General features: G+C 71.5%; 17 protein-coding genes. 6 read left to right on the top strand and 11 right to left on the bottom strand.

All coding sequences use genetic code 11. The features are described 5' to 3' along the window. Positions 1-296: 296 nt before the first annotated feature. Together AB0I83_RS16440 and AB0I83_RS16435 are read right to left on the bottom strand one after the other, a co-directional pair. Positions 297-1,229, bottom strand: coding sequence for a M56 family metallopeptidase (locus tag AB0I83_RS16440; RefSeq protein ID WP_363305022.1), 933 nt, complete (start codon positions 1,227-1,229; stop codon positions 297-299). 4 nt (positions 1,230-1,233) lie between these two features. Continuing rightward, positions 1,234-1,638: a BlaI/MecI/CopY family transcriptional regulator gene (locus AB0I83_RS16435; protein WP_363305021.1), complete on the bottom strand. Its 405-nt coding sequence runs from the start codon at positions 1,636-1,638 to the stop codon at positions 1,234-1,236. Between the two features lie 269 nt (positions 1,639-1,907). On the opposite strand from AB0I83_RS16435, the gene AB0I83_RS16430 reads away from it, so the two are divergent. Next, a complete protein-coding gene (locus AB0I83_RS16430) occupies positions 1,908-3,293 on the top strand; it encodes an LCP family protein (protein ID WP_363305020.1) in 1,386 nt (461 codons plus the stop codon). A gap of 203 nt (positions 3,294-3,496) precedes the next feature. On the opposite strand, the gene AB0I83_RS16425 is transcribed toward AB0I83_RS16430, so the two are convergent. After that, positions 3,497-3,910, bottom strand: a complete 414-nt coding sequence (locus AB0I83_RS16425; protein WP_363305019.1) for an arsenate reductase ArsC — start codon at positions 3,908-3,910, stop codon at positions 3,497-3,499. Positions 3,911-4,007: 97 nt separating this feature from the next. Here AB0I83_RS16425 and AB0I83_RS16420 point away from each other — a divergent pair, with 97 nt between their 5' ends. After that, positions 4,008-4,316 (top strand): metalloregulator ArsR/SmtB family transcription factor, encoded by a 309-nt coding sequence (locus AB0I83_RS16420; RefSeq protein ID WP_363305018.1) that lies wholly within the window; start codon positions 4,008-4,010, stop codon positions 4,314-4,316. Next, complete coding sequence (gene arsB / locus AB0I83_RS16415) at positions 4,313-5,425, top strand: ACR3 family arsenite efflux transporter (protein WP_363305017.1); 1,113 nt, start codon at positions 4,313-4,315, stop codon at positions 5,423-5,425. The genes AB0I83_RS16420 and arsB overlap by 4 nt, the downstream gene beginning before the upstream one ends. Before the next feature lie 54 nt (positions 5,426-5,479). Here the strand turns inward: arsB and AB0I83_RS16410 are convergent, their stop codons facing one another. Then, positions 5,480-5,845 (bottom strand): metalloregulator ArsR/SmtB family transcription factor, encoded by a 366-nt coding sequence (locus tag AB0I83_RS16410; RefSeq protein WP_363305016.1) that lies wholly within the window; start codon positions 5,843-5,845, stop codon positions 5,480-5,482. Between the two features lie 241 nt (positions 5,846-6,086). Here AB0I83_RS16410 and AB0I83_RS16405 point away from each other — a divergent pair, with 241 nt between their 5' ends. Next, positions 6,087-7,472, top strand: coding sequence for an NAD(P)-binding domain-containing protein (locus AB0I83_RS16405; RefSeq protein WP_363305015.1), 1,386 nt, complete (start codon positions 6,087-6,089; stop codon positions 7,470-7,472). Between the two features lie 138 nt (positions 7,473-7,610). On the opposite strand, the gene AB0I83_RS16400 is transcribed toward AB0I83_RS16405, so the two are convergent. Then, entirely contained in the window at positions 7,611-8,966 is a 1,356-nt protein-coding gene (locus tag AB0I83_RS16400; protein WP_363305014.1) for a peptidase C39 family protein, read from the bottom strand. Positions 8,967-9,151: 185 nt separating this feature from the next. On the opposite strand from AB0I83_RS16400, the gene AB0I83_RS16395 reads away from it, so the two are divergent. Next, a complete protein-coding gene (locus AB0I83_RS16395; RefSeq protein ID WP_363305013.1) occupies positions 9,152-9,766 on the top strand; it encodes a hypothetical protein in 615 nt (204 codons plus the stop codon). A 380-nt stretch (positions 9,767-10,146) separates the two neighbouring features. Then, positions 10,147-12,051, top strand: coding sequence for an AAA family ATPase (locus AB0I83_RS16390; RefSeq protein WP_363305012.1), 1,905 nt, complete (start codon positions 10,147-10,149; stop codon positions 12,049-12,051). A gap of 54 nt (positions 12,052-12,105) precedes the next feature. Here AB0I83_RS16390 and AB0I83_RS16385 read toward each other — a convergent pair whose 3' ends face one another. The 6 genes from AB0I83_RS16385 to ribH all read right to left on the bottom strand — a co-directional run bounded on the left by AB0I83_RS16385 (position 12,106) and on the right by ribH (position 16,956). Then, on the bottom strand, positions 12,106-13,191 hold the full coding sequence (locus AB0I83_RS16385) for a hemolysin family protein (protein ID WP_356537273.1): 1,086 nt from the start codon (positions 13,189-13,191) through the stop codon (positions 12,106-12,108). Further along, positions 13,188-14,552: a hemolysin family protein gene (locus AB0I83_RS16380; protein WP_363305011.1), complete on the bottom strand. Its 1,365-nt coding sequence runs from the start codon at positions 14,550-14,552 to the stop codon at positions 13,188-13,190. Before AB0I83_RS16380 ends, AB0I83_RS16385 begins: the two co-directional genes overlap by 4 nt. Positions 14,553-14,742: 190 nt before the next feature. Next, positions 14,743-15,222 (bottom strand): PH domain-containing protein, encoded by a 480-nt coding sequence (locus AB0I83_RS16375; protein ID WP_363305010.1) that lies wholly within the window; start codon positions 15,220-15,222, stop codon positions 14,743-14,745. Between the two features lie 38 nt (positions 15,223-15,260). Continuing rightward, the gene (gene hisG, locus AB0I83_RS16370) at positions 15,261-16,109 is read right to left on the bottom strand and encodes an ATP phosphoribosyltransferase (protein ID WP_363305009.1); all 849 of its coding nucleotides are present in this window, start codon (positions 16,107-16,109) and stop codon (positions 15,261-15,263) included. A gap of 53 nt (positions 16,110-16,162) precedes the next feature. Then, positions 16,163-16,435 carry a phosphoribosyl-ATP diphosphatase gene (locus tag AB0I83_RS16365; protein ID WP_031097852.1) on the bottom strand — a complete coding sequence of 91 codons (273 nt, stop codon included), beginning with the start codon at positions 16,433-16,435 and terminating at the stop codon, positions 16,163-16,165. 35 nt (positions 16,436-16,470) lie between these two features. Continuing rightward, the gene (gene ribH, locus AB0I83_RS16360) at positions 16,471-16,956 is read right to left on the bottom strand and encodes a 6,7-dimethyl-8-ribityllumazine synthase (RefSeq protein ID WP_356842627.1); all 486 of its coding nucleotides are present in this window, start codon (positions 16,954-16,956) and stop codon (positions 16,471-16,473) included. Positions 16,957-16,969 lie beyond the last annotated feature (13 nt).

Below are 16,969 nucleotides of genomic sequence, written 5' to 3'. Positions count from 1 at the left end.
CGGGGGCCGTGTGCACGGCGGCAGGGCCCGGGGCACGGCCCCGGTAGGTCCGTCGGTAGGGCGGACACGAGCTCTCCTTGTGTCTGGAAGGTGCCGGACGACCCTGCGCGTCGCGACAGGTTCCGGCTTCCGATGCGATGATCCGCGGCCGACCGGTTGCCACTGCGTTCACAGTGATGACGAAAGCGTCCGCCCGGCGCCACGAACTTCTACAACACTGTAAAGGAACGGCAAAGCTCGTAGGAGGTGATGTCGTGCGGATCACCGTCCGGCCGTGCGCGCGGCCGGCCGACGGCCTACAGCGGTGTGGCGGCCTTGAGGATGAAGAAGAGCGTGACGGCCGAGTTCGCCGACGCCAGGGCGGAGAACGCCGCACCCGCGGCCGCACCCCACACCGCCAGCCCCACGGTCGTGGACAGCGGCGGCCACGCGCGCGCCGCGGGCGCGGGACCGAGCAGCGCGGCGACCCGGCGCGGCACCGGGCCGGGGGCCGCCAGCGCCGCGAGCGTCGGAGCGGGGGCTCCCGGGGACATCAGGGCCGCCTTGCCGATCGCCCTGGCCACGCTGCGCCGGCTGCCCACGGCGAGCGCCGCCTCCTCGTCGGCCCAGCGCTCACTGGTGTATCCGACGGCGGTGCGCAGTGGGCGCAGGAACGGGTTGGCGCGGGCCGCCAGTTGCACCGTCAGCAGGAAGCGGTGGTGGGCGCCGGCCAGGTGCGCCCTCTCGTGCGCGAACAGCGCCCGCCGCTCCGGCGCGTCGAGGGCGGCGAGCATGCCGGTGGTGACGACGACCCTTCCACGCGGACGGCCCGGCAGGGCGTACGCGTACGGTGTCGCGTCCGGCAGGAGCGCAACCTGCGTCGACGGCAGCCCCGACAGGGCGAGGCCGGCCCGTCGGCGTACCAGGAAGTGGTGCGCCGTCGTCCAGCCGCAGCAGACCGACACCACGAGCAGGAGCGGGATGGCCACCCTCCCCGCGAACTCGTCGTAGGGAACGGCCTCTCTCACCTCGGGGTCGGACCAGCCGTCCGGCAGGGGATTGCCCGGAAGCTGGGCCGTACCGACCACGACCATCAGGACGAGCGACAGCGTGCTGCACACGGCGAGGACCGAGGCGACGCCCGAGAGGAGCCAGGTCGCCGTACGCGGGTGCAGGTGCTGCTCGGCCAGGCGTGCGACCGGCCAGGCGCTCAGCGGCAGCACCATCGGCAGGAAGACGAAGATGCCCATGCGGTCAGTCTTCCTCTTCGCCGGCCGCCTGCGCCAGCAGATCCCTCAGCAGCCGCTCGTCGCCCGGGGGCAACGCGGTCACGAAACTCGCCAGCACCGCCTCACGGTTCGCCTCGGCGTCCAGTACCCGGCGCATCCGCAGAGCGGCCAGGCCCGCCTCGTCCGCCGTCGCCGTCCACTCGAACGATCGCCCCGAGCGCTCCCGTTCGACGGCGCCCTTGGCATGCAGACGGGTCAGGATGGTGATCACCGTCGTGTAGGCGAGCCCGCCGCCGAGATGCTCCTGGACCCATCCGGCGTTCACCGGGTGCGGCGCGCGGCGCAACTCGGCCAGCACCTGGCTCTCCAGCTCTCCCTGGCCCCTGCGGCGGGGATGCCGAGCGGCACCGTCCTGGTTCTGGCCCGTCATGCCGTCTCCCTCCTGCCGCGGCCGCCCGGAGATGCCCGGCGCCTGGGCCGCTCATCGTACTGAGATGCGAGCGGCTGTTCGCGCGCCGTACCGGTGGCGTTCACGCACCAGGTAGGTGAACGCCCGCGCCGCAGGGGACCGACGGTGCCGCCGGGACGCCATCGGGAGGCGGGCGTCCGCAGCGATGGAGATCGGAGCATTCCCGGCCGCGGGTGAGAATGCATCAGGGCGGCATGGACCGTGCTGTCCCACGACCGGAGGGGAAGCGCATGCAAGGGGCACAGGGGCGGGAGCGCCGTGGGCGCGGCGGGGGCGCCGGGGCCGTCCGGCTCACACGGCGCGGCAGGTACCTCGCGTGGACCGTCGGCGTCCTGGCGGTGCTGCTGGCCGGCGCCGGCGGTGCCGGAACATGGGTCTACCAGAGCCTGGAGGGAAACATCCACGCGGGCGACATCGACGGGAAGATCGGCGGGGACCGGCCCGCCAACCTCAGCCCGGGTGCCCTGAACATCCTGGTCGTGGGTTCGGACAGCCGCGACGGCGCGAACGCCGCGTACGGCAGGGACCTGGACACCATGCAGTCGGACACACTGATGGTCCTGCACCTGTCGGCCGACCGGAAGTGGGGCACGGTCGTCTCCCTGCCACGTGACTCCTGGGTGCCGATAGCGGCGTGCGACCGCGGGGACGGCACCACCTCGACCCCGCACCGGGCCAAGGTCAACGAGGCGTTCGCCATCGGAGGCACGAAGGGCGACGTCGGCGGCGCGGCCGCCTGCACGATCCGGACCATCGAGCAGAACACGGGTCTGCGCATCGACCACTTCCTGTCGGTCGACTTCCAGGGGTTCAAGGGGATGGTCAACGCCGTCGACGGCATCGAGGTCTGCCCCGAGCAGGCCATACGGGACGAGAAGGCCCACCTGGAACTGGACGCGGGCTGCCAGACCGTCAAGGACGAGGAGGCCCTCGGCTACGTCCGTACCCGGTACAGCGTCGGCGACGGCTCCGACATCGGCCGGATAGGCCGCCAGCAGGAGTTCATGGAGGCGCTGGCGGCGAAGGCGCGGAAGAAGCTGACCAGCCCCGGCGCCATGTACGACGTACTGGATTCGGCGACCAAGTCGGTCACCACGGATCCGGAACTGGCCGGGATCAAGCCCTTGACCGCGCTCGCGTCGGACATCCGGTCCATCCCCTCCGACAGGCTGACCTTCCTGACCGTGCCGAACTACCCGCGAGAGCTCGACGTCCCGGCGGACAAGGCCAACATCGCCTGGCAGTACCCCCAGGCTCAGGACCTGTTCAGCGCTCTCGCCGGGGACGAGGAGGTCGAGAAGGACCGGTTGACGACGCCGACGCCACTGACGGCGCGGAGCATCAGCGTCCAGGTGCTCAACGGCACCGGCACGTCCGGAGCCGCCGCCGGGGCCTCGGAGCAACTCCGCCTGGCGGGTTACTCCGTCGCGGGGACCGGCAACGCCCAGGAGCCGGACGGGAAGACCGCGGTCACCTGCCCCCCGGGACTCGAGGAGCAGGCGCGCGCGGTGGCGCAGAGGCTGCGCAAGCCCGCGAAGCCTCGGACGGACCCCGAAGCCGCGCCCGGGGTGGTGACGCTCACGGTCGGCGCGGACTTCGAGGGGGTGCGCGGCTGACGGAGACCGGGGCCGGGCAGCGGTGGCCGGCGGGGGTGGTCGACGGCCGGGGTGGTCAGCCGTCTGCGAAGTAGGTGGGCCGCGTGGCCACCGTCAACACCCGGCGCGGTCGAGGCCCGGTGCCGCCGGCACCCGGCGCGGTCGGAGTCCGGTGCGGTCGAGGCCCGGTGCGGCGACGGCGTTCCGGCCGCCCGCGTCGGCCGTCATCCGGACGCGCCCGGCGCGATCTCCTCGATCAGTCCCTCGACCATGGCCTTGATCTCGTCCCGGATCGCACGCACCGCCACCACGCCCCGACCGGCGGGGTCTTCGAGCCTCCAGTCCAGGTAGCGCTTGCCGGGGAAGACCGGGCAGGTGTCACCGCACCCCATGGTGACGCAGACGTCCGACTCCTCGACCGCCTCGACGGTCAGGATCTTTGGCGTCTCGGCGGAGATGTCGATGCCGGCCTCGGCCATCGCCTCGACGGCGGCCGGGTTCACCGAGTCGCCCGGGCTGGAGCCCGCGGAGCGGACCTCGACGCGGTCCCCTGCCAGGTGGGTCAACCAGGCGGCTGCCATCTGGGAGCGGCCGGCGTTGTGGACACAGACGAACAGGACGGAGGGCTTGTCGGACATCGGTGGGCATCTCTCGTCTCGCAACGGAATCGAATCAGGAAGTGCTGACGTCAGCACCTGCTGGCATCAGCGACTGCTGATGTGAAAGTATCAGCCCATGATGACTTCAGTCGACGCTGATGTGGTCCGGGTTCTGGGCGATCCGCTCCGCATGCGGGTCGTCACCCTGCTGTCCCGGGAGACGCTCTGCATGTCCCACCTGGTCGAGGAGACCGGCGCGAGGCAGACGAACCTGTCCAACCACATGAAGGTGCTGCGCGAGGCCGGGCTGGTGGATACCGAGCCCTGCGGCCGGTTCACCTACTTCAAACTGCGCCCCGAGGCACTGGCCTCGGTGTCCGCGCACTTCGCCGAGCTCGCCGAATCCGCCCGTACCGCCGTCCGGAACAAGAGGGCCTGCCCGTGACCTCCACCGAGCCGAGCACACTCCCCGGCACCGGAGAGGAGTCGGTCACCGGAAGACTCTCCACCCTCGACCGCTACCTCGCGGTGTGGATACTCGTCGCCATGGCCGCCGGCCTCTCCGTGGGCCGACTCGTCCCGGGCCTGAACGGCGCACTGGCGAAGATCGAGGTCGGCGGAATCTCACTGCCCATCGCGCTGGGCCTGCTCGTCATGATGTACCCGGTGCTGGCCAAGGTCCGCTACGACAGGCTCGACAGCGTCACCGGCGACCGGAAGCTGATGGCGTCCTCGCTGGCCGTCAACTGGATCGCGGGCCCGGCGGTCATGTTCGCCCTGGCATGGATCTTCCTGCCGGACCTGCCCGAGTACCGCACCGGCCTGATCATCGTCGGCCTCGCCCGCTGCATCGCCATGGTCGTCATCTGGAACGACCTCGCCTGCGGCGACCGCGAGGCCGCCGCCGTACTCGTAGCGCTCAACTCGGTGTTCCAGGTGCTCGCGTTCGGCGTGCTGGGCTGGTTCTACCTGGATCTGCTGCCGCGGTGGCTGGGCCTCGGGGACGGGCAGGGGCTGGACGTACCCGTGTGGCACATCGCGCTGAACGTCGTCGTCTTCCTCGGCGTCCCGCTGCTCGCCGGCTTCCTCACCCGCCGCATCGGCGAGAGGAAGATGGGCCGCGAGTCGTACGAGACGACGTTCCTGCCGAGGATCGGCCCCTTCGCGCTGTACGGACTGCTGTTCACGATCGTCGTCCTGTTCGCCCTGCAGGGGAGGACGATCACCTCGCAGCCGCTGGACGTCGCACGGATCGCACTGCCGCTGCTGGTGTACTTCGCGATCATGTTCTTCGGCACCTTCCTCCTCGGCAAGGGCCTCGGCCTGGCCTACGACCGTACGACCACGCTCGCGTTCACCGCGGCGGGCAACAACTTCGAGCTGGCCATCGCGGTCGCGATCGCGACCTTCGGCGTCACCTCCGGCCAGGCGCTGTCCGGAGTGGTCGGCCCGCTCATCGAGGTGCCCGTCCTCATCGGGCTGGTGTACGTCGCGCTTGCCTGGCGCGGGAGGTTCGCGCCCACAGCACTCACCACACGGGGCGGCAACGGCTGAAGCGCCGCCCTCCGGAGCGCGGCGCAGGCGTCACGGCCGGGTCAGGCAGGCACGTCAGGTACGCAGGTCGAGCATGGCTGACATCGCGGCCACGACGGACGGTGCGACCCGGTAGTAGACCCAGGTCCCGCGCCGCTCCGAGGTGAGCAGGCCGGCCTCGCGCAGCTTCTTCAGGTGGTGCGAGACGGTCGGCTGCGAGACACCCACGTCAGCGATGTCGCACACACACGCCTCGCCGCCCGGGTGGGAGGCGACCCTGGAGAAGAGCCGCAGGCGCACCGGATCCGACAGCGCCTTGAACATGGCGGCCATCCTCTCCGCATCCGTCCGGGACAACTCCCCCGCCGTGATGGGCGGGCAGCACGGCACATCGACGCTGCCCTGCGGGACGGGCAGCTCCACAATCTCCGACTTCGACATATGTCTATGTTGACACCCGTCGATACGAGTGGCAATCTCCAACATATCGACAAGCATCGAATTAGCGGGTCGTCGCCACGGCAGCCGTCCGAACGGCGCACCGTCCGCCACGTCGATGTGCGCTTCCGTCGGAGCCGCGCGCTTCGACACCGGCACCGCCCGGGCAAGCCGGCGGGCGGACCGACCACCCTCGTCCGCGCGCACCGCCGACTCCCCGCACTCCCCGAGGAGACCGAGCACCATGAGCTTCCAGCAGCTTCCCGTCGTCGTCATCGGAGCCGGCCCCACCGGACTCGCCGCCGCAGCCCACCTCGTCGAGCGAGGCGTCGAGCCCGTCGTCCTGGAGTCGGGCGGCACCGCGGGTGCGGCCGTCCGCGAGTGGAGCCACGTGCGCCTGTTCTCCACCTGGGGCGAAGTCGTCGACCCCGCCGCCGTGAAGCTGCTGGCTCCCACCGGTTGGGCCAGGCCGGATCCGACGACGTACCCGTCCGGAGGGGACTGGGCCCGGCAGTACCTGCGGCCGCTCGCCGACGTGCTCGGCGACAGGGTCCGCACCGGCGCCACGGTCACCGGCGTCTCACGGGCCGGCCGCGACCGGATCGTCGACGCCGGCCGCGAGAGCCGGCCGTTCGTCGTCCACGTCGAGTCCGCCGGCGGGCACGAGGAGCGCATCCTGGCCCGCGCGGTCATCGACGCCTCGGGCACCTGGAGGACCCCGGGCCCTGCCGGCGGCAGCGGTCTGCCCGCACTCGGGGAGAAGGCCGCGGCCGACCGCTTCGTCTACCGTGTCCCCGATCTCGGCGATCCGGCGGTCCGCTCCCGCTACGCGGGCCGGCGCACTGCCGTGATCGGCGCCGGTGCCTCCGCCTTCACCGCGCTGGCCGAGCTCGCCGGTGTCGCGAGGGACGAACCGGGCACCCACGCGGTCTGGATCCTCAGGCGCGGCATCGGCGGTTCCACCTTCGGCGGCGGAGACTCCGACCAGCTCCCCGCCCGCGGCGCTCTCGGACTCGCCGCGAAGGCCGCGGTCGACCAGGGTCACGCCGACGCCGTCACCGGCTTCCGCACCGAAGCCGTCGAACGCGACGGTGAGGGCCGGATCGTCCTGGTCGACGAGGACGGCCGCCGCCTGGACCCGGTGGACGAGGTGATCGTGCTGACCGGCTTCCGCCCCGATCTCTCGTTCCTCTCCGAGCTCCGCCTCGGTCTCGACGAGCGCCTCCAGGCACCCGCGGTGCTGGCCCCGCTGATCGATCCCAACCAGCACTCCTGCGGCAGCGTCCCCCCGCACGGCCACCGCGAACTGTCCCACCCCGAGGCGGGGGTCCACCTGGTCGGCATGAAGTCGTACGGCAGGGCCCCGACGTTCCTGGCCATGACGGGCTACGAGCAGGTCCGCTCCGTCGCGGCAGCCGTCGCCGGCGACCTCGAAGCTGCCGACCGGGTCGAACTCAGCCTCCCGGAGACCGGGGTCTGCGGCGGCGCCGGCCTGTTCGACGACCCTGCCGCCGAGCAGGCGGCCGGGTCAGGGTGCTGCGCCTCGCCGGAACCCGCACCGCTACTGATCGGTGCCACCGCGGCGGCGGCAGAGGAGGCACCGGCCGGCCCTGGCTGCTGCGGCTCGTGACAGGGCTCGGCGCCACACGGTCCGGTGTTGCGGGGCGCCGCCGCACGGCACCTCCGGACGGCACGCCCTCAGGCATGCCGTCCGTGGTCCCGCTCCCAGGCGCCGGCGCACCACCACGAGGGCCGGGGGCCTGCCGGATCAGGCCAGCCCGAGCGACCGCAGCACGCGGCGCTGACCCGGGGTCGGGGCAGTGGGCCAGTAGACGTAGCAGACCCCGCCCGTGCCGCTTCGGACCGCGCCGTTCGCGTCGTAGCGCTTGGTCCTCAACCAGATGTTCTCCCACTCGCGCCGCGCGTAGACGTGGCGGACCGCGTCGTTGTCCGGTGATGCCGGGTCGTTGGCGATCACGTCGCCGTCGGCCGTGAAGCCGATGACCGTCATCAGGTGGCCCGACGTCCCGTAACCCGCGCCCGTCAGCTCACCCTTGAGGAAGGACTGTGACGTTATGACCGGGATACCGGCGTCGATCAGCCTCTCCAGCTCGGACAGCGAGCCGAGCCGGGTGACGGCGGCGCTCATGTCCTTGTACGTGGAGGCGTACGCGGCGTTGAAGGGCCAGTTGCCGCACCCGTCGTACTGGTGGTCGAAGGTGTAGCGGGCCGCGTGGCAGACCTGGGGGTCGGCGAGGCCCGGCTTCACCCAGGCCAGGTCCTCCGCGGTGGGGCGCCGGCCCCAGTACTCGATGATCATCTGCGAGGAGGTGGGGCTGCACCAGGCCTCGCCCCCGTTGTCGTACTCCGGGTACTCCCCCACGTGGACGTTCTGCGAGTAGCGGGGTACCGCGAGCTCGCGGGCACCGCCGGGCGTGGTGGCCGGGACGGTGAAGCGGTCGGGGACGTCCGAGGCCATGGCGCCGACGCGGTGGACCGTGGGGGTGAGGCGGGTGCCCGGCGTGCGGTGGAGGGTGAGCCGCAGGCGGTACGAGACCAGACGGAGTCCGCTCGCAGCGTCGTCCACCGAGAAGGTGTCCGTCCAGACGGTGCTCTTCCCGTCGGTCTGGTCGTCGACGGAGGTGCGCCGGATGTCGGTGTCGCCCGAGGCCCATCGGCCCATGACGTACCAGGGGGTGTCCGTGCCGTCCGTGTAGCGCCCGCGCAGCTCGATCTGGATCCAGGTCCCCTGAGGGGTGTGCGCGTTCCAGGAGGCGATCACCTCGGTGGCCGGGACGTCGGAGCGGTGGACCGGGGAGGTCCAGGTCCCGTACTCCCAGGTGCCGGTCCTCCCGGTGTGCGGGTCGGTGTAGTCGGTGCGTCCGGCCGGGGTGGCGATCACCAGGCCCGGCCGGAGACCGGCGACGGGCCGGGTCCCGGCGGACGAGCCGAAGCGCCAGTCGGCGTACGTGGTCCAGAAACGGTTGTCCACGAGCGAGGCGACCGCCGGGGAGGAGGGGGTACCGGAGGGGACGGCGTCCGCCGGGCCGGCGGAGGCGACGGCGCCCGCCCCGGCCGCGAGCGCGGCGGTGAGCACGGTCCTGCGTGAAGTCGGTCTGGTCATGGGCGAGACCCCCGGTCGTTGGGCGGATTGGGGCTGCGGGTGCCGATCGGTGCTCCAACTATCGCGGGTCGGTACCGGATCCGGCCAGTGATTGCTCCCGCGCCGCGGGAGCAATATTGGTCTGGTCCACTGGCGTGACCTGCGCATGCTCAGGGCCGGGTGACCGCCTCTCGTAGGGTGGGACCATGAACGACCTCGCGGACCACGCGCGCCGGCTGCGCTTCCTCCCGCCGTCCTGCGGGCCGGTCCGGCTGGTCGCGGTCGACGGACACGCCGGGTCGGGCAAGAGCACGTTCGCCGGCCGGATGGCCGCCGCCCTGGGTGACGCGCCCGTGCTGCACCTGGACGACCTGGCCACCCATGAGGAGCTCTTCGGCTGGCCCGGCCGGCTCCGGGCACAGGTCCTGGACCCGCTCTCCCAGGGCGAGTGCGCGCGGTACGCCCCGTACGACTGGACGACACGGCGCTTCGGGGCGCCGAGGACACTGGCACCCGCGCCGGTGATGCTGATCGAAGGGGTGGGGGCCGGTCGCGCTGCGGTGCGGCCGTTCCTCTCGGCACTGCTGTGGATCGAGGGGGACAGCCAGGCCTCCTGGGAGCGGGGCAGGCTCCGCGACGGTCCCGGACTCGCCGGGTTCTGGGACGGCTGGACGGTCGCGGAGCGGCGGCATTTCGCCGACGATCCGTCATATCCCTTCGCGGACGCGGTGATACGGCAGGATCCCGCGGGATACGCGTGGCTGGAAGGACCTCGGGCGAAAGCGCGGGCGAGCCACATCGTGACGGACGGTCAGGACTGAGGCCGACCGGGCTCGCCGGCCGAGGGCAAGGGTGCGGACAGGGGTGCGGGAAGCGCTCCGAACCCGGCTCGACCGAGTACCGGCAGGGGCTGCGGCGTTCTCGGCATCGGCCTCCCGAGGCCCCGCAGAGGCGGTGCCCACAGCCGTTCGCACCCGGTCAGGGCCTCGCCCCACCCTCTTCCGCCACCCGAACACCCTTTCCGATCACCCTCGGTCACGGCCTCCGAAGCGCCGGTAACGGCCTTAACCGCTCACTCCCTGTGCCGGTACGATGCGTCTCGGTGTGGTCAATTCCCGTCCCCTCGACGGTGATTAGGCGCGCTGCGCTGGGCATGCTGTGCGGGCGGGACATTCTGGGGGCACGGTTTGTGGGGGACCTGATGGACATCGGCGCTCAGGGCATGCGTGCCCCGGCCGACCTCGCCTGGCTGCGCGGGGTGGACGCGTACACCATGGGCGCGTATCCGCAGGCGGAGGAGGAGTTCCGGGCCGCGGTGCGCCTGGATCCGGGCATGGCGGACGGCTGGCTCGGCCTGCACGCACTGCGGATCGACACCACCACGGCACTGTTGCGCATGTACCGCCACCGCGACCGCTTCGGCGAACAGCGCACCCGCCACCGCCGCACGCTCAACTCCTGGTACTGGCTGGGATGGTGGGTCCAGCCGGTGCTGGAGAGCCCGCGCGACCTGCTGCTCGCCCATGCCTCGCACTGGCTGGACGGACGCCATGTCCCCGACCTGGACCGCGCGTTGGCCGGCCTCCCGCCGATCGACGCGGATCCCCAGGTGCGGTTCCTGCACGCCTGTCGCTCCTATCTGGTGAAGGACTGGGAGCTGCTCGTACGGACCACGGAGCAGCTCGTCGACGATCCGCTGCTCGGAATCGAGGCGGGCCTCTTCGGCGGCATGGCCAGGGTGCGCCTGGAGATGTACGGGCAGGCGGAGCCCCTCCTCTCCGCAGCCCTGATGCGGTGTCGCAGCGAGCAGCCGCAGCGCAAGGAACTGCGCTACTGGCTGGCGCGGGCCCACGAGGGCACCGGGCGCAGCGCCGCCGCTCTGCCGCTGTACCGGGCGGTCCACCGTGTCGACCCGGCCTTCATGGACACCTCGGCCCGGCTGGCGGCGATATCCGAGGGGGACGGATACGACGAGGCCGCCGACCTGGCCGCGGTCTCGCTGGCCGGCTTCGGTGCGGACGGCACGGCGGTGGAGACCCAGCCGGACGGCGACATGGTGCTGGGAACCGACCTGGTGGAGGGCCGTGAGTCCTGGCTCGGTGGGGATCCGGAGGTCGTCGTGCCCGGGGCCTCCGCCCCTGCGTCAGGGCCCGTCGGGGCGCGGGAGAAGCCGGGCGCGCCACGGGCAGCGGTCTTCCCGGCGGGTCCCAGTGATCCCGCGCTGCTCGCGGAGGCGCTCGCGGAACTTGAGCGGATGGTCGGACTGGAACCCGTGAAACGCCAGGTCAAAGCCCTTTCGGCGCAGCTGAACATGGCCCGGTTGCGCGCCGACCAGGGGCTTCCGGTGCAGCCGCCGAAGCGCCACTTCGTGTTCTCCGGCCCGTCCGGGACGGGCAAGACCACGGTGGCCCGCATCCTGGGCCGGGTGTTCTACGCGCTCGGGCTCCTCGGCGGCGATCACCTGGTGGAGGCCCAGCGGTCCGATCTGGTGGGCGAGTTCCTCGGGCAGACCGCGGTGAAGGCCAATGAACTGATCGACTCGGCGCTCGGCGGGGTGCTGTTCGTCGACGAGGCGTACAGCCTCGCCAACTCCGCTTACAGCAAGGGCGACGCGTACGGCGACGAGGCCTTGCAGGTCCTGCTGAAACGCGCCGAGGACAACAGGGACCACCTGGTCGTCATCCTCGCCGGCTATCCGGAGGGCATGGACAGACTGCTCTCCGCCAACCCGGGGCTGTCCTCGCGCTTCACCACCCGGGTCGACTTCCCGAGCTACCGGCCCCTCGAACTCACCGCGATCGGCGGGGTGCTGGCCGCCGAGAACGGCGACGCGTGGGACGAGGAGTCCCTGGACGAGCTGCGCAGCATCAGCGGGCACGTGACCGGCCAGGGCTGGATCGACGAACTGGGCAACGGCCGTTTCCTGCGCACCCTGTACGAGAAGAGCTGCGCGTACCGGGACCTGCGGCTGTCCGGCTACACGGTGACGCCCACCCGGGACGATCTGGCGACCCTGCGGCTGCCTGATCTGATGCAGGCGTACGGCGAGGTGCTGTCCGGGCGCGGCCCGGTGGACCGGGGCACGCAGGAGCCCGGCGCCCTGTAGGAGCACGGTCTCCGGCGCCGGAGGCCCTGGCGGGGCATCCGGCGCCGGAGGGGATCAGCCCGTGGGAGCCATGGTCTTCGGCACCTCCACCGTGCGGCGGGGCACCGAGACCCGGTGGGCCGGGTCGCGGACCTCCCCCACCAGCATCTCCAGGACGTCCTCCATGGCGACCAGGCCGAGCACCTTGCCCGACGCGTCGGCGACCTGGGCCAGGTGCGTCGCAGCGCGGCGCATCACCGTGAGGGCGTCGTCCAGCGGGAGCTCCGCCCGCACGGTCGCCATCGGACGCCAGATCTGCTGCGGAACGGCCCGTTCGCCGTCCTCCAGCTCCAGGACGTCCTTGACGTGCAGGTAGCCCATGAACGGGCCGCCGCCCTCCGCGCAGACGGGGAAGCGCGAGTAGCCGGTCCGCACGGTCAGCTCCTCCAGGCGGCGCGGGGTGACGGAGGGATCCACGGTCACCAGGGACGCACGGTCGAGCAGTACGTCGGTGACGTGCCTGCTCCCGAGCTCCAGGGCGTCCTCAAGGCGCTCCTGGGCCTCCGGCTCCAGCAGCCCGGCGAGGCCTGAGTCCTCCACCAGCCGGTTGAGCTGTTCGCTGGTGAAGACGGCCTCGACCTCGTCCTTCGGCTCGACCTTGAAGAGCCTCAGCACGAGCCGGGCGCAGGCCCCGAGCGCCGAGGTGACCGGCCGGCACAGCCGGGCGAAGCCGACCAGTCCGGGACTGAGCCACATCGCGGTCTTCTCCGGCGCGGCCATCGCCAGGTTCTTCGGGACCATCTCGCCGATGACGAGATGGAGGAAGACCACGGAGACGAGGGCCAGAGCGAAGCCGAGCGGGTGGACGAACCCCTCGGGCACGTGTGCCGCGTGGAAGACCGGCTCCAGGAGGTGGGCGACGGTCGGCTCGGCGACGGCGCCGAGGGTGAGGGAGCAGACGGTGATGCCGAACTGTGCGGCGGCCATCATCTGCGGCAGGTTCTCCAGGCCGTACATGACCTGTCTGGCCCTGCTGGACCCGCTCGCGGCGAGCGGCTCGACCTGGCTGCGGCGTACGGAGACGAGCGCGAACTCCGCGCCGACGAAGAAGCCGTTGGCCAGCACGAGGAGGCCTGCGAACATCAGCTGTACGAGACTCATCGCACGGCCTCCAGCAGATCCTGGGAAGGCCGCTCCGGCTTGTGCGGTATGTCGGTGAGCCGGACGAACCTGACCCGCTCGGCCCGGTAGTGGCCGACCTGGCGGACGGAGACGCGCCAGCCGGGCAGTTCGGCCCGGTCACCGGGTGCGGGGATGCGTCCCAGCAGGTCGGCGACCAGACCCGCCACGGTCTCGTACGGCCCTTCGGGTACGTCGAGGCCTATCCGGTGCAGGGTCAGGACCCGGCAGCTGCCCTCCACGTCCCAGCCGGCCCGGCCGTCGTCGGCGACGACGGGGGTGAGCTCGGGGCGGTCGGCGCCCTCGGCGTCGTGCTCGTCCCTGACCTCGCCGACCAGCTCCTCGATGATGTCCTCGAGGGTGACGACGCCCGCGGTGCCGCCGTACTCGTCGACCACGACGGCGATCGGCTGCTCACTGCGCAGCCGCTGGAGCAGTTGTTCGACCGGGAGTGTCTCCGGGACCAGGAGCGGCGGCACGGCGATCCTGCTGAGCGGGACACGCAGCCGGTCCTGGGCGGGGACGGCCAGGGCGTTCTTGAGATGGACCATGCCGACGACCTCGTCGATGCGGTCCCGGTAGACGGGGAAGCGGGACAGCCCCGTGGCCCGGGTGAGGTTGAGGACGTCGGCCGCCGTCGCCGACGACTGCAGTGCGCTGACCTTCACCCGCGGGGTCATGACGTGCTGGGCGGTGAGACCGGCGAGGGACAGGGTCCGCACGAAGAGGTCGGCGGTGTCCTGTTCCAGGGTGCCGGCCTCGGCGGAGTGCCTGGCGAGCGAGACGAGTTCACCGGGGGTCCTGGCGGAGGCCAGTTCGTCGGTGGGTTCGACACCGAGCATCCGCACCAGCCGGTTGGCGACGGTGTTCAGCAGGGTGATCACCGGGCGCAGGAGGGCGGAGAAGCGGTGCTGCGGCCCGGCCACGAACCTGGCGACCTGGAGCGGCCGCGAGACCGCCCAGTTCTTCGGTACGAGTTCGCCGATCACCATCTGGACGGCCGAGGCGAGCAGCATGCCGGTCACCACGCTCACCCCGGGTACGGCCCCGTCGGGCAGCCCGGTGGCGCCGAGTGGCCCTGCGAGCAGTTGGGCGAGCGCCGGCTCCGCCAGCATGCCCACGACCAGTGAGGTGATCGTGATGCCGAGCTGGGTGCCGGACAGCTGGAAGGAGAGTTCGCGCAGGGCGGCGACGACGGTACGGGCCCGGCGGTCGCCTTCGGCGGCGGCGCGTTCGGCGTCCGGCCGTTCCACCGTGACGAGCCCGAACTCGGCTGCCACGAAGAACCCGTTGGCGAGGATGAGAAGGAATGCCGCGAGAAGCAGCAACAGGGGGGTGGTCATGCCGCCGCCTCCGGAGAGGGGGCGGCGCAGGTACTACCGGACGATCCGTCCATTGCTGGAGGGAGTCACTCCTTGGGTCGCAGGAAAGAGCCCCGCGGGCCTCGAAGGCCTTCTGGTGCGGGGCGGCGGCACACCGGGTGCGCCGCCGCTCTCCAGAATAATCGGGATTCGGCCGAGTGGGGCAGGGGGCTCAGCTGTTCTCGGTGGCGCCGTTCACTCCGCTGCCGTGGAAGTCGACGAGAGCGCGGAGTGTACGGGCGTCCCGGATGGCCTGTTCCCGGGCGATTCCGGGCTGGATTCCGAGGACGGGCATGCTGGTGCCGTCGCTGAGGTCGAGGAAGACCCACGGGTCGCCGGCGCGCAGGTTGACGCGCAGGATCTCCGCCCAGGCCAGTCGGCGGGTGCGGGTGATGTTGACGACGGTGACCCCGGTCACGTCGGTGGTGACCCGGGGCCTGCTGAGCAGGGCGAGTACGCCGAAGAAGAGCAGGGCGACGAAGACGAAGCTGGTCCGCTCCCCCGGGCCGAGGTTCTCCAGGACCATCGCGACGGCGGTGATGACGACGAACATGGCCACCCCCACGGTCAGCAGGACCACCCTGGTGCGGGTGGGCCTGAAGGTGACCGGGAGGTCGGGGAGCCCGGGGGGCCGGGGCGTGGAGGCGGACATGGCGGCGCTGTCGTCCTTGGGGTGTGGTGGTCCGGCCGTCAGAGGCGGCAGGCGTGGATGGCCGTCGTGAGGATGGCGCGTGCGCCCAGCTCGTACAGGTCGTCCATGATCCGCTGGGCTTCCTTGGACGCGACCATGGAACGCACGGCGACCCAGCCCTCGTGGTGCAGCGGGGAGATGGTCGGCGACTCCAGGCCCGGGGTGAGGGCGACGGCGCGCTCCAGGTGCTCGACCCGGCAGTCGTAGTCCATCATCACGTAGCTGCGGGCCACCAGGACGCCCTGGAGCCGGCGCAGGAACTGCTGGACCTTGGGGTCGTCCTCGGGGGCGCCCTTGCGGCGGATCACCACCGCTTCCGACTTCATGATCGGCTCGCCGATGACCTCGAGGCCCGCGTTGCGCATGCTGGTACCGGTCTCGACGACGTCGGCGATGATCTGCGCGACACCGAGCTCGATGGCGGTCTCGACCGCGCCGTCGAGGTGGACGACGGAGGCGTTGACGCCCTCCCGCGCGAGGTGCCTGGCCACGATGCCCTCGTAGGACGTGGCGATGGTCATGCCGTCGAAGTCCTTGGGGCCGTTGGCCGTGCCGGGCTTCGTGGCGTATCGGAAGGTGGAGCGTGCGAAGCCGAGCTGGAGGATCTCCTCGGCCTCGGCTCCGGAGTCGAGCAGCAGGTCGCGGCCGGTGATGCCGATGTCGAGCCGCCCGGAGCTGACGTAGATCGCGATGTCGCGCGGCCTCAGGTAGAAGAACTCGACCTCGTTGGTGGGGTCGACGAGGACGAGCTCCTTCGACTCCTTGCGCTGCCGGTAGCCCGCCTCATGGAGCATCGCCATCGCAGGCCCGGAGATTGCACCCTTGTTGGGGACGGCGATGCGCAGCATGAGGTCGGGTTTCCTTTGTGCGGAGGGAGTTCAGGGACGTGCGGCGGGCGTGCTCAGAGGTGGGCGTAGACGTCGTCGAGGGAGATGCCACGGGCGACCATCATCACCTGGACGTGGTAGAGCAGCTGCGAGATCTCCTCGGCGGCGGCCTCCTTGCCCTCGTACTCGGCGGCCATCCAGACCTCGGCGGCCTCCTCGACGACCTTCTTGCCGATGGCGTGCACGCCCTTGTCCACCAGCTCGGCGGTGCGGGAGGTGGAGGGGTCGCCGTCGGCGGCCTTGAGCTGGAGCTCGGCGAAGAGCTCTTCGAAGGTTTTGTTCGCCATGATGGTCCTTAGAATACGGGGTCCGGGGGCGCTGCTCAGCGCCAGGGTTCGCTGACGGTCCGCAGTGTGGCCGCGGTGGCGACGGCCGCGGTGACCGCTTCGTGCCCCTTGTCCTCGTGCGAACCCTCGAGTCCGGCCCGGTCCAGGGCCTGTTCCTCGGTGTCACAGGTCAGCACGCCGAAGCCGACGGGGACCCCGGTGTCGACGGTGACCTGGGTGAGGCCGTTGGTGACGCCCTGGGACACGTACTCGAAGTGGGGGGTGCCGCCGCGGATGATCACGCCGAGCGCGACGATCGCGTCGTAGCCGCGGCCGGCGAGCACCTTGGCCACCACCGGGAGCTCGAAACTGCCGGGGACCCGGAGCAGCGTCGGCTCGTCGATGCCGAGGTCGTGCAGGGCGCGCAGGGCCCCGTCGACGAGTCCGTCCATGACCTTCTCGTGCCACTGGGCCGCGATCACCGCCACCCGCAGGTCCCCGCAGTTGCGTACGGACAGTTCGGGTGCGCCCTTGCCGCTCATGTCTCTCCCTGTG

The sequence above is a fragment of the Streptomyces sp. NPDC049970 genome (assembly GCF_040660235.1).
Taxonomy (GTDB): domain Bacteria; phylum Actinomycetota; class Actinomycetes; order Streptomycetales; family Streptomycetaceae; genus Streptomyces.
This window is presented reverse-complemented; position numbering and strand designations above follow the sequence as displayed.

Bases quoted from the DNA above. Each gene is read 5' to 3' on its own strand.
- hisG (WP_363305009.1), bottom strand. From the start codon at position 16,109: ATGCTGCGCATCGCCGTCCCCAACAAGGGTGCAATCTCCGGGCCTGCG.
- AB0I83_RS16410 (WP_363305016.1), bottom strand. From the start codon at position 5,845: ATGTCGAAGTCGGAGATTGTGGAGCTGCCCGTCCCGCAGGGCAGCGTC.
- AB0I83_RS16425 (WP_363305019.1), bottom strand. From the start codon at position 3,910: ATGTCCGACAAGCCCTCCGTCCTGTTCGTCTGTGTCCACAACGCCGGC.
- AB0I83_RS16420 (WP_363305018.1), top strand. From the start codon at position 4,008: ATGATGACTTCAGTCGACGCTGATGTGGTCCGGGTTCTGGGCGATCCG.
- AB0I83_RS16440 (WP_363305022.1), bottom strand. From the start codon at position 1,229: ATGGGCATCTTCGTCTTCCTGCCGATGGTGCTGCCGCTGAGCGCCTGG.
- AB0I83_RS16400 (WP_363305014.1), bottom strand. From the start codon at position 8,966: ATGACCAGACCGACTTCACGCAGGACCGTGCTCACCGCCGCGCTCGCG.
- AB0I83_RS16435 (WP_363305021.1), bottom strand. From the start codon at position 1,638: ATGACGGGCCAGAACCAGGACGGTGCCGCTCGGCATCCCCGCCGCAGG.
- AB0I83_RS16395 (WP_363305013.1), top strand. From the start codon at position 9,152: ATGAACGACCTCGCGGACCACGCGCGCCGGCTGCGCTTCCTCCCGCCG.
- AB0I83_RS16375 (WP_363305010.1), bottom strand. From the start codon at position 15,222: ATGTCCGCCTCCACGCCCCGGCCCCCCGGGCTCCCCGACCTCCCGGTC.
- AB0I83_RS16390 (WP_363305012.1), top strand. From the start codon at position 10,147: ATGGACATCGGCGCTCAGGGCATGCGTGCCCCGGCCGACCTCGCCTGG.
- AB0I83_RS16380 (WP_363305011.1), bottom strand. From the start codon at position 14,552: ATGACCACCCCCCTGTTGCTGCTTCTCGCGGCATTCCTTCTCATCCTC.
- ribH (WP_356842627.1), bottom strand. From the start codon at position 16,956: ATGAGCGGCAAGGGCGCACCCGAACTGTCCGTACGCAACTGCGGGGAC.
- AB0I83_RS16430 (WP_363305020.1), top strand. From the start codon at position 1,908: ATGCAAGGGGCACAGGGGCGGGAGCGCCGTGGGCGCGGCGGGGGCGCC.
- AB0I83_RS16365 (WP_031097852.1), bottom strand. From the start codon at position 16,435: ATGGCGAACAAAACCTTCGAAGAGCTCTTCGCCGAGCTCCAGCTCAAG.
- AB0I83_RS16405 (WP_363305015.1), top strand. From the start codon at position 6,087: ATGAGCTTCCAGCAGCTTCCCGTCGTCGTCATCGGAGCCGGCCCCACC.
- AB0I83_RS16385 (WP_356537273.1), bottom strand. From the start codon at position 13,191: ATGAGTCTCGTACAGCTGATGTTCGCAGGCCTCCTCGTGCTGGCCAAC.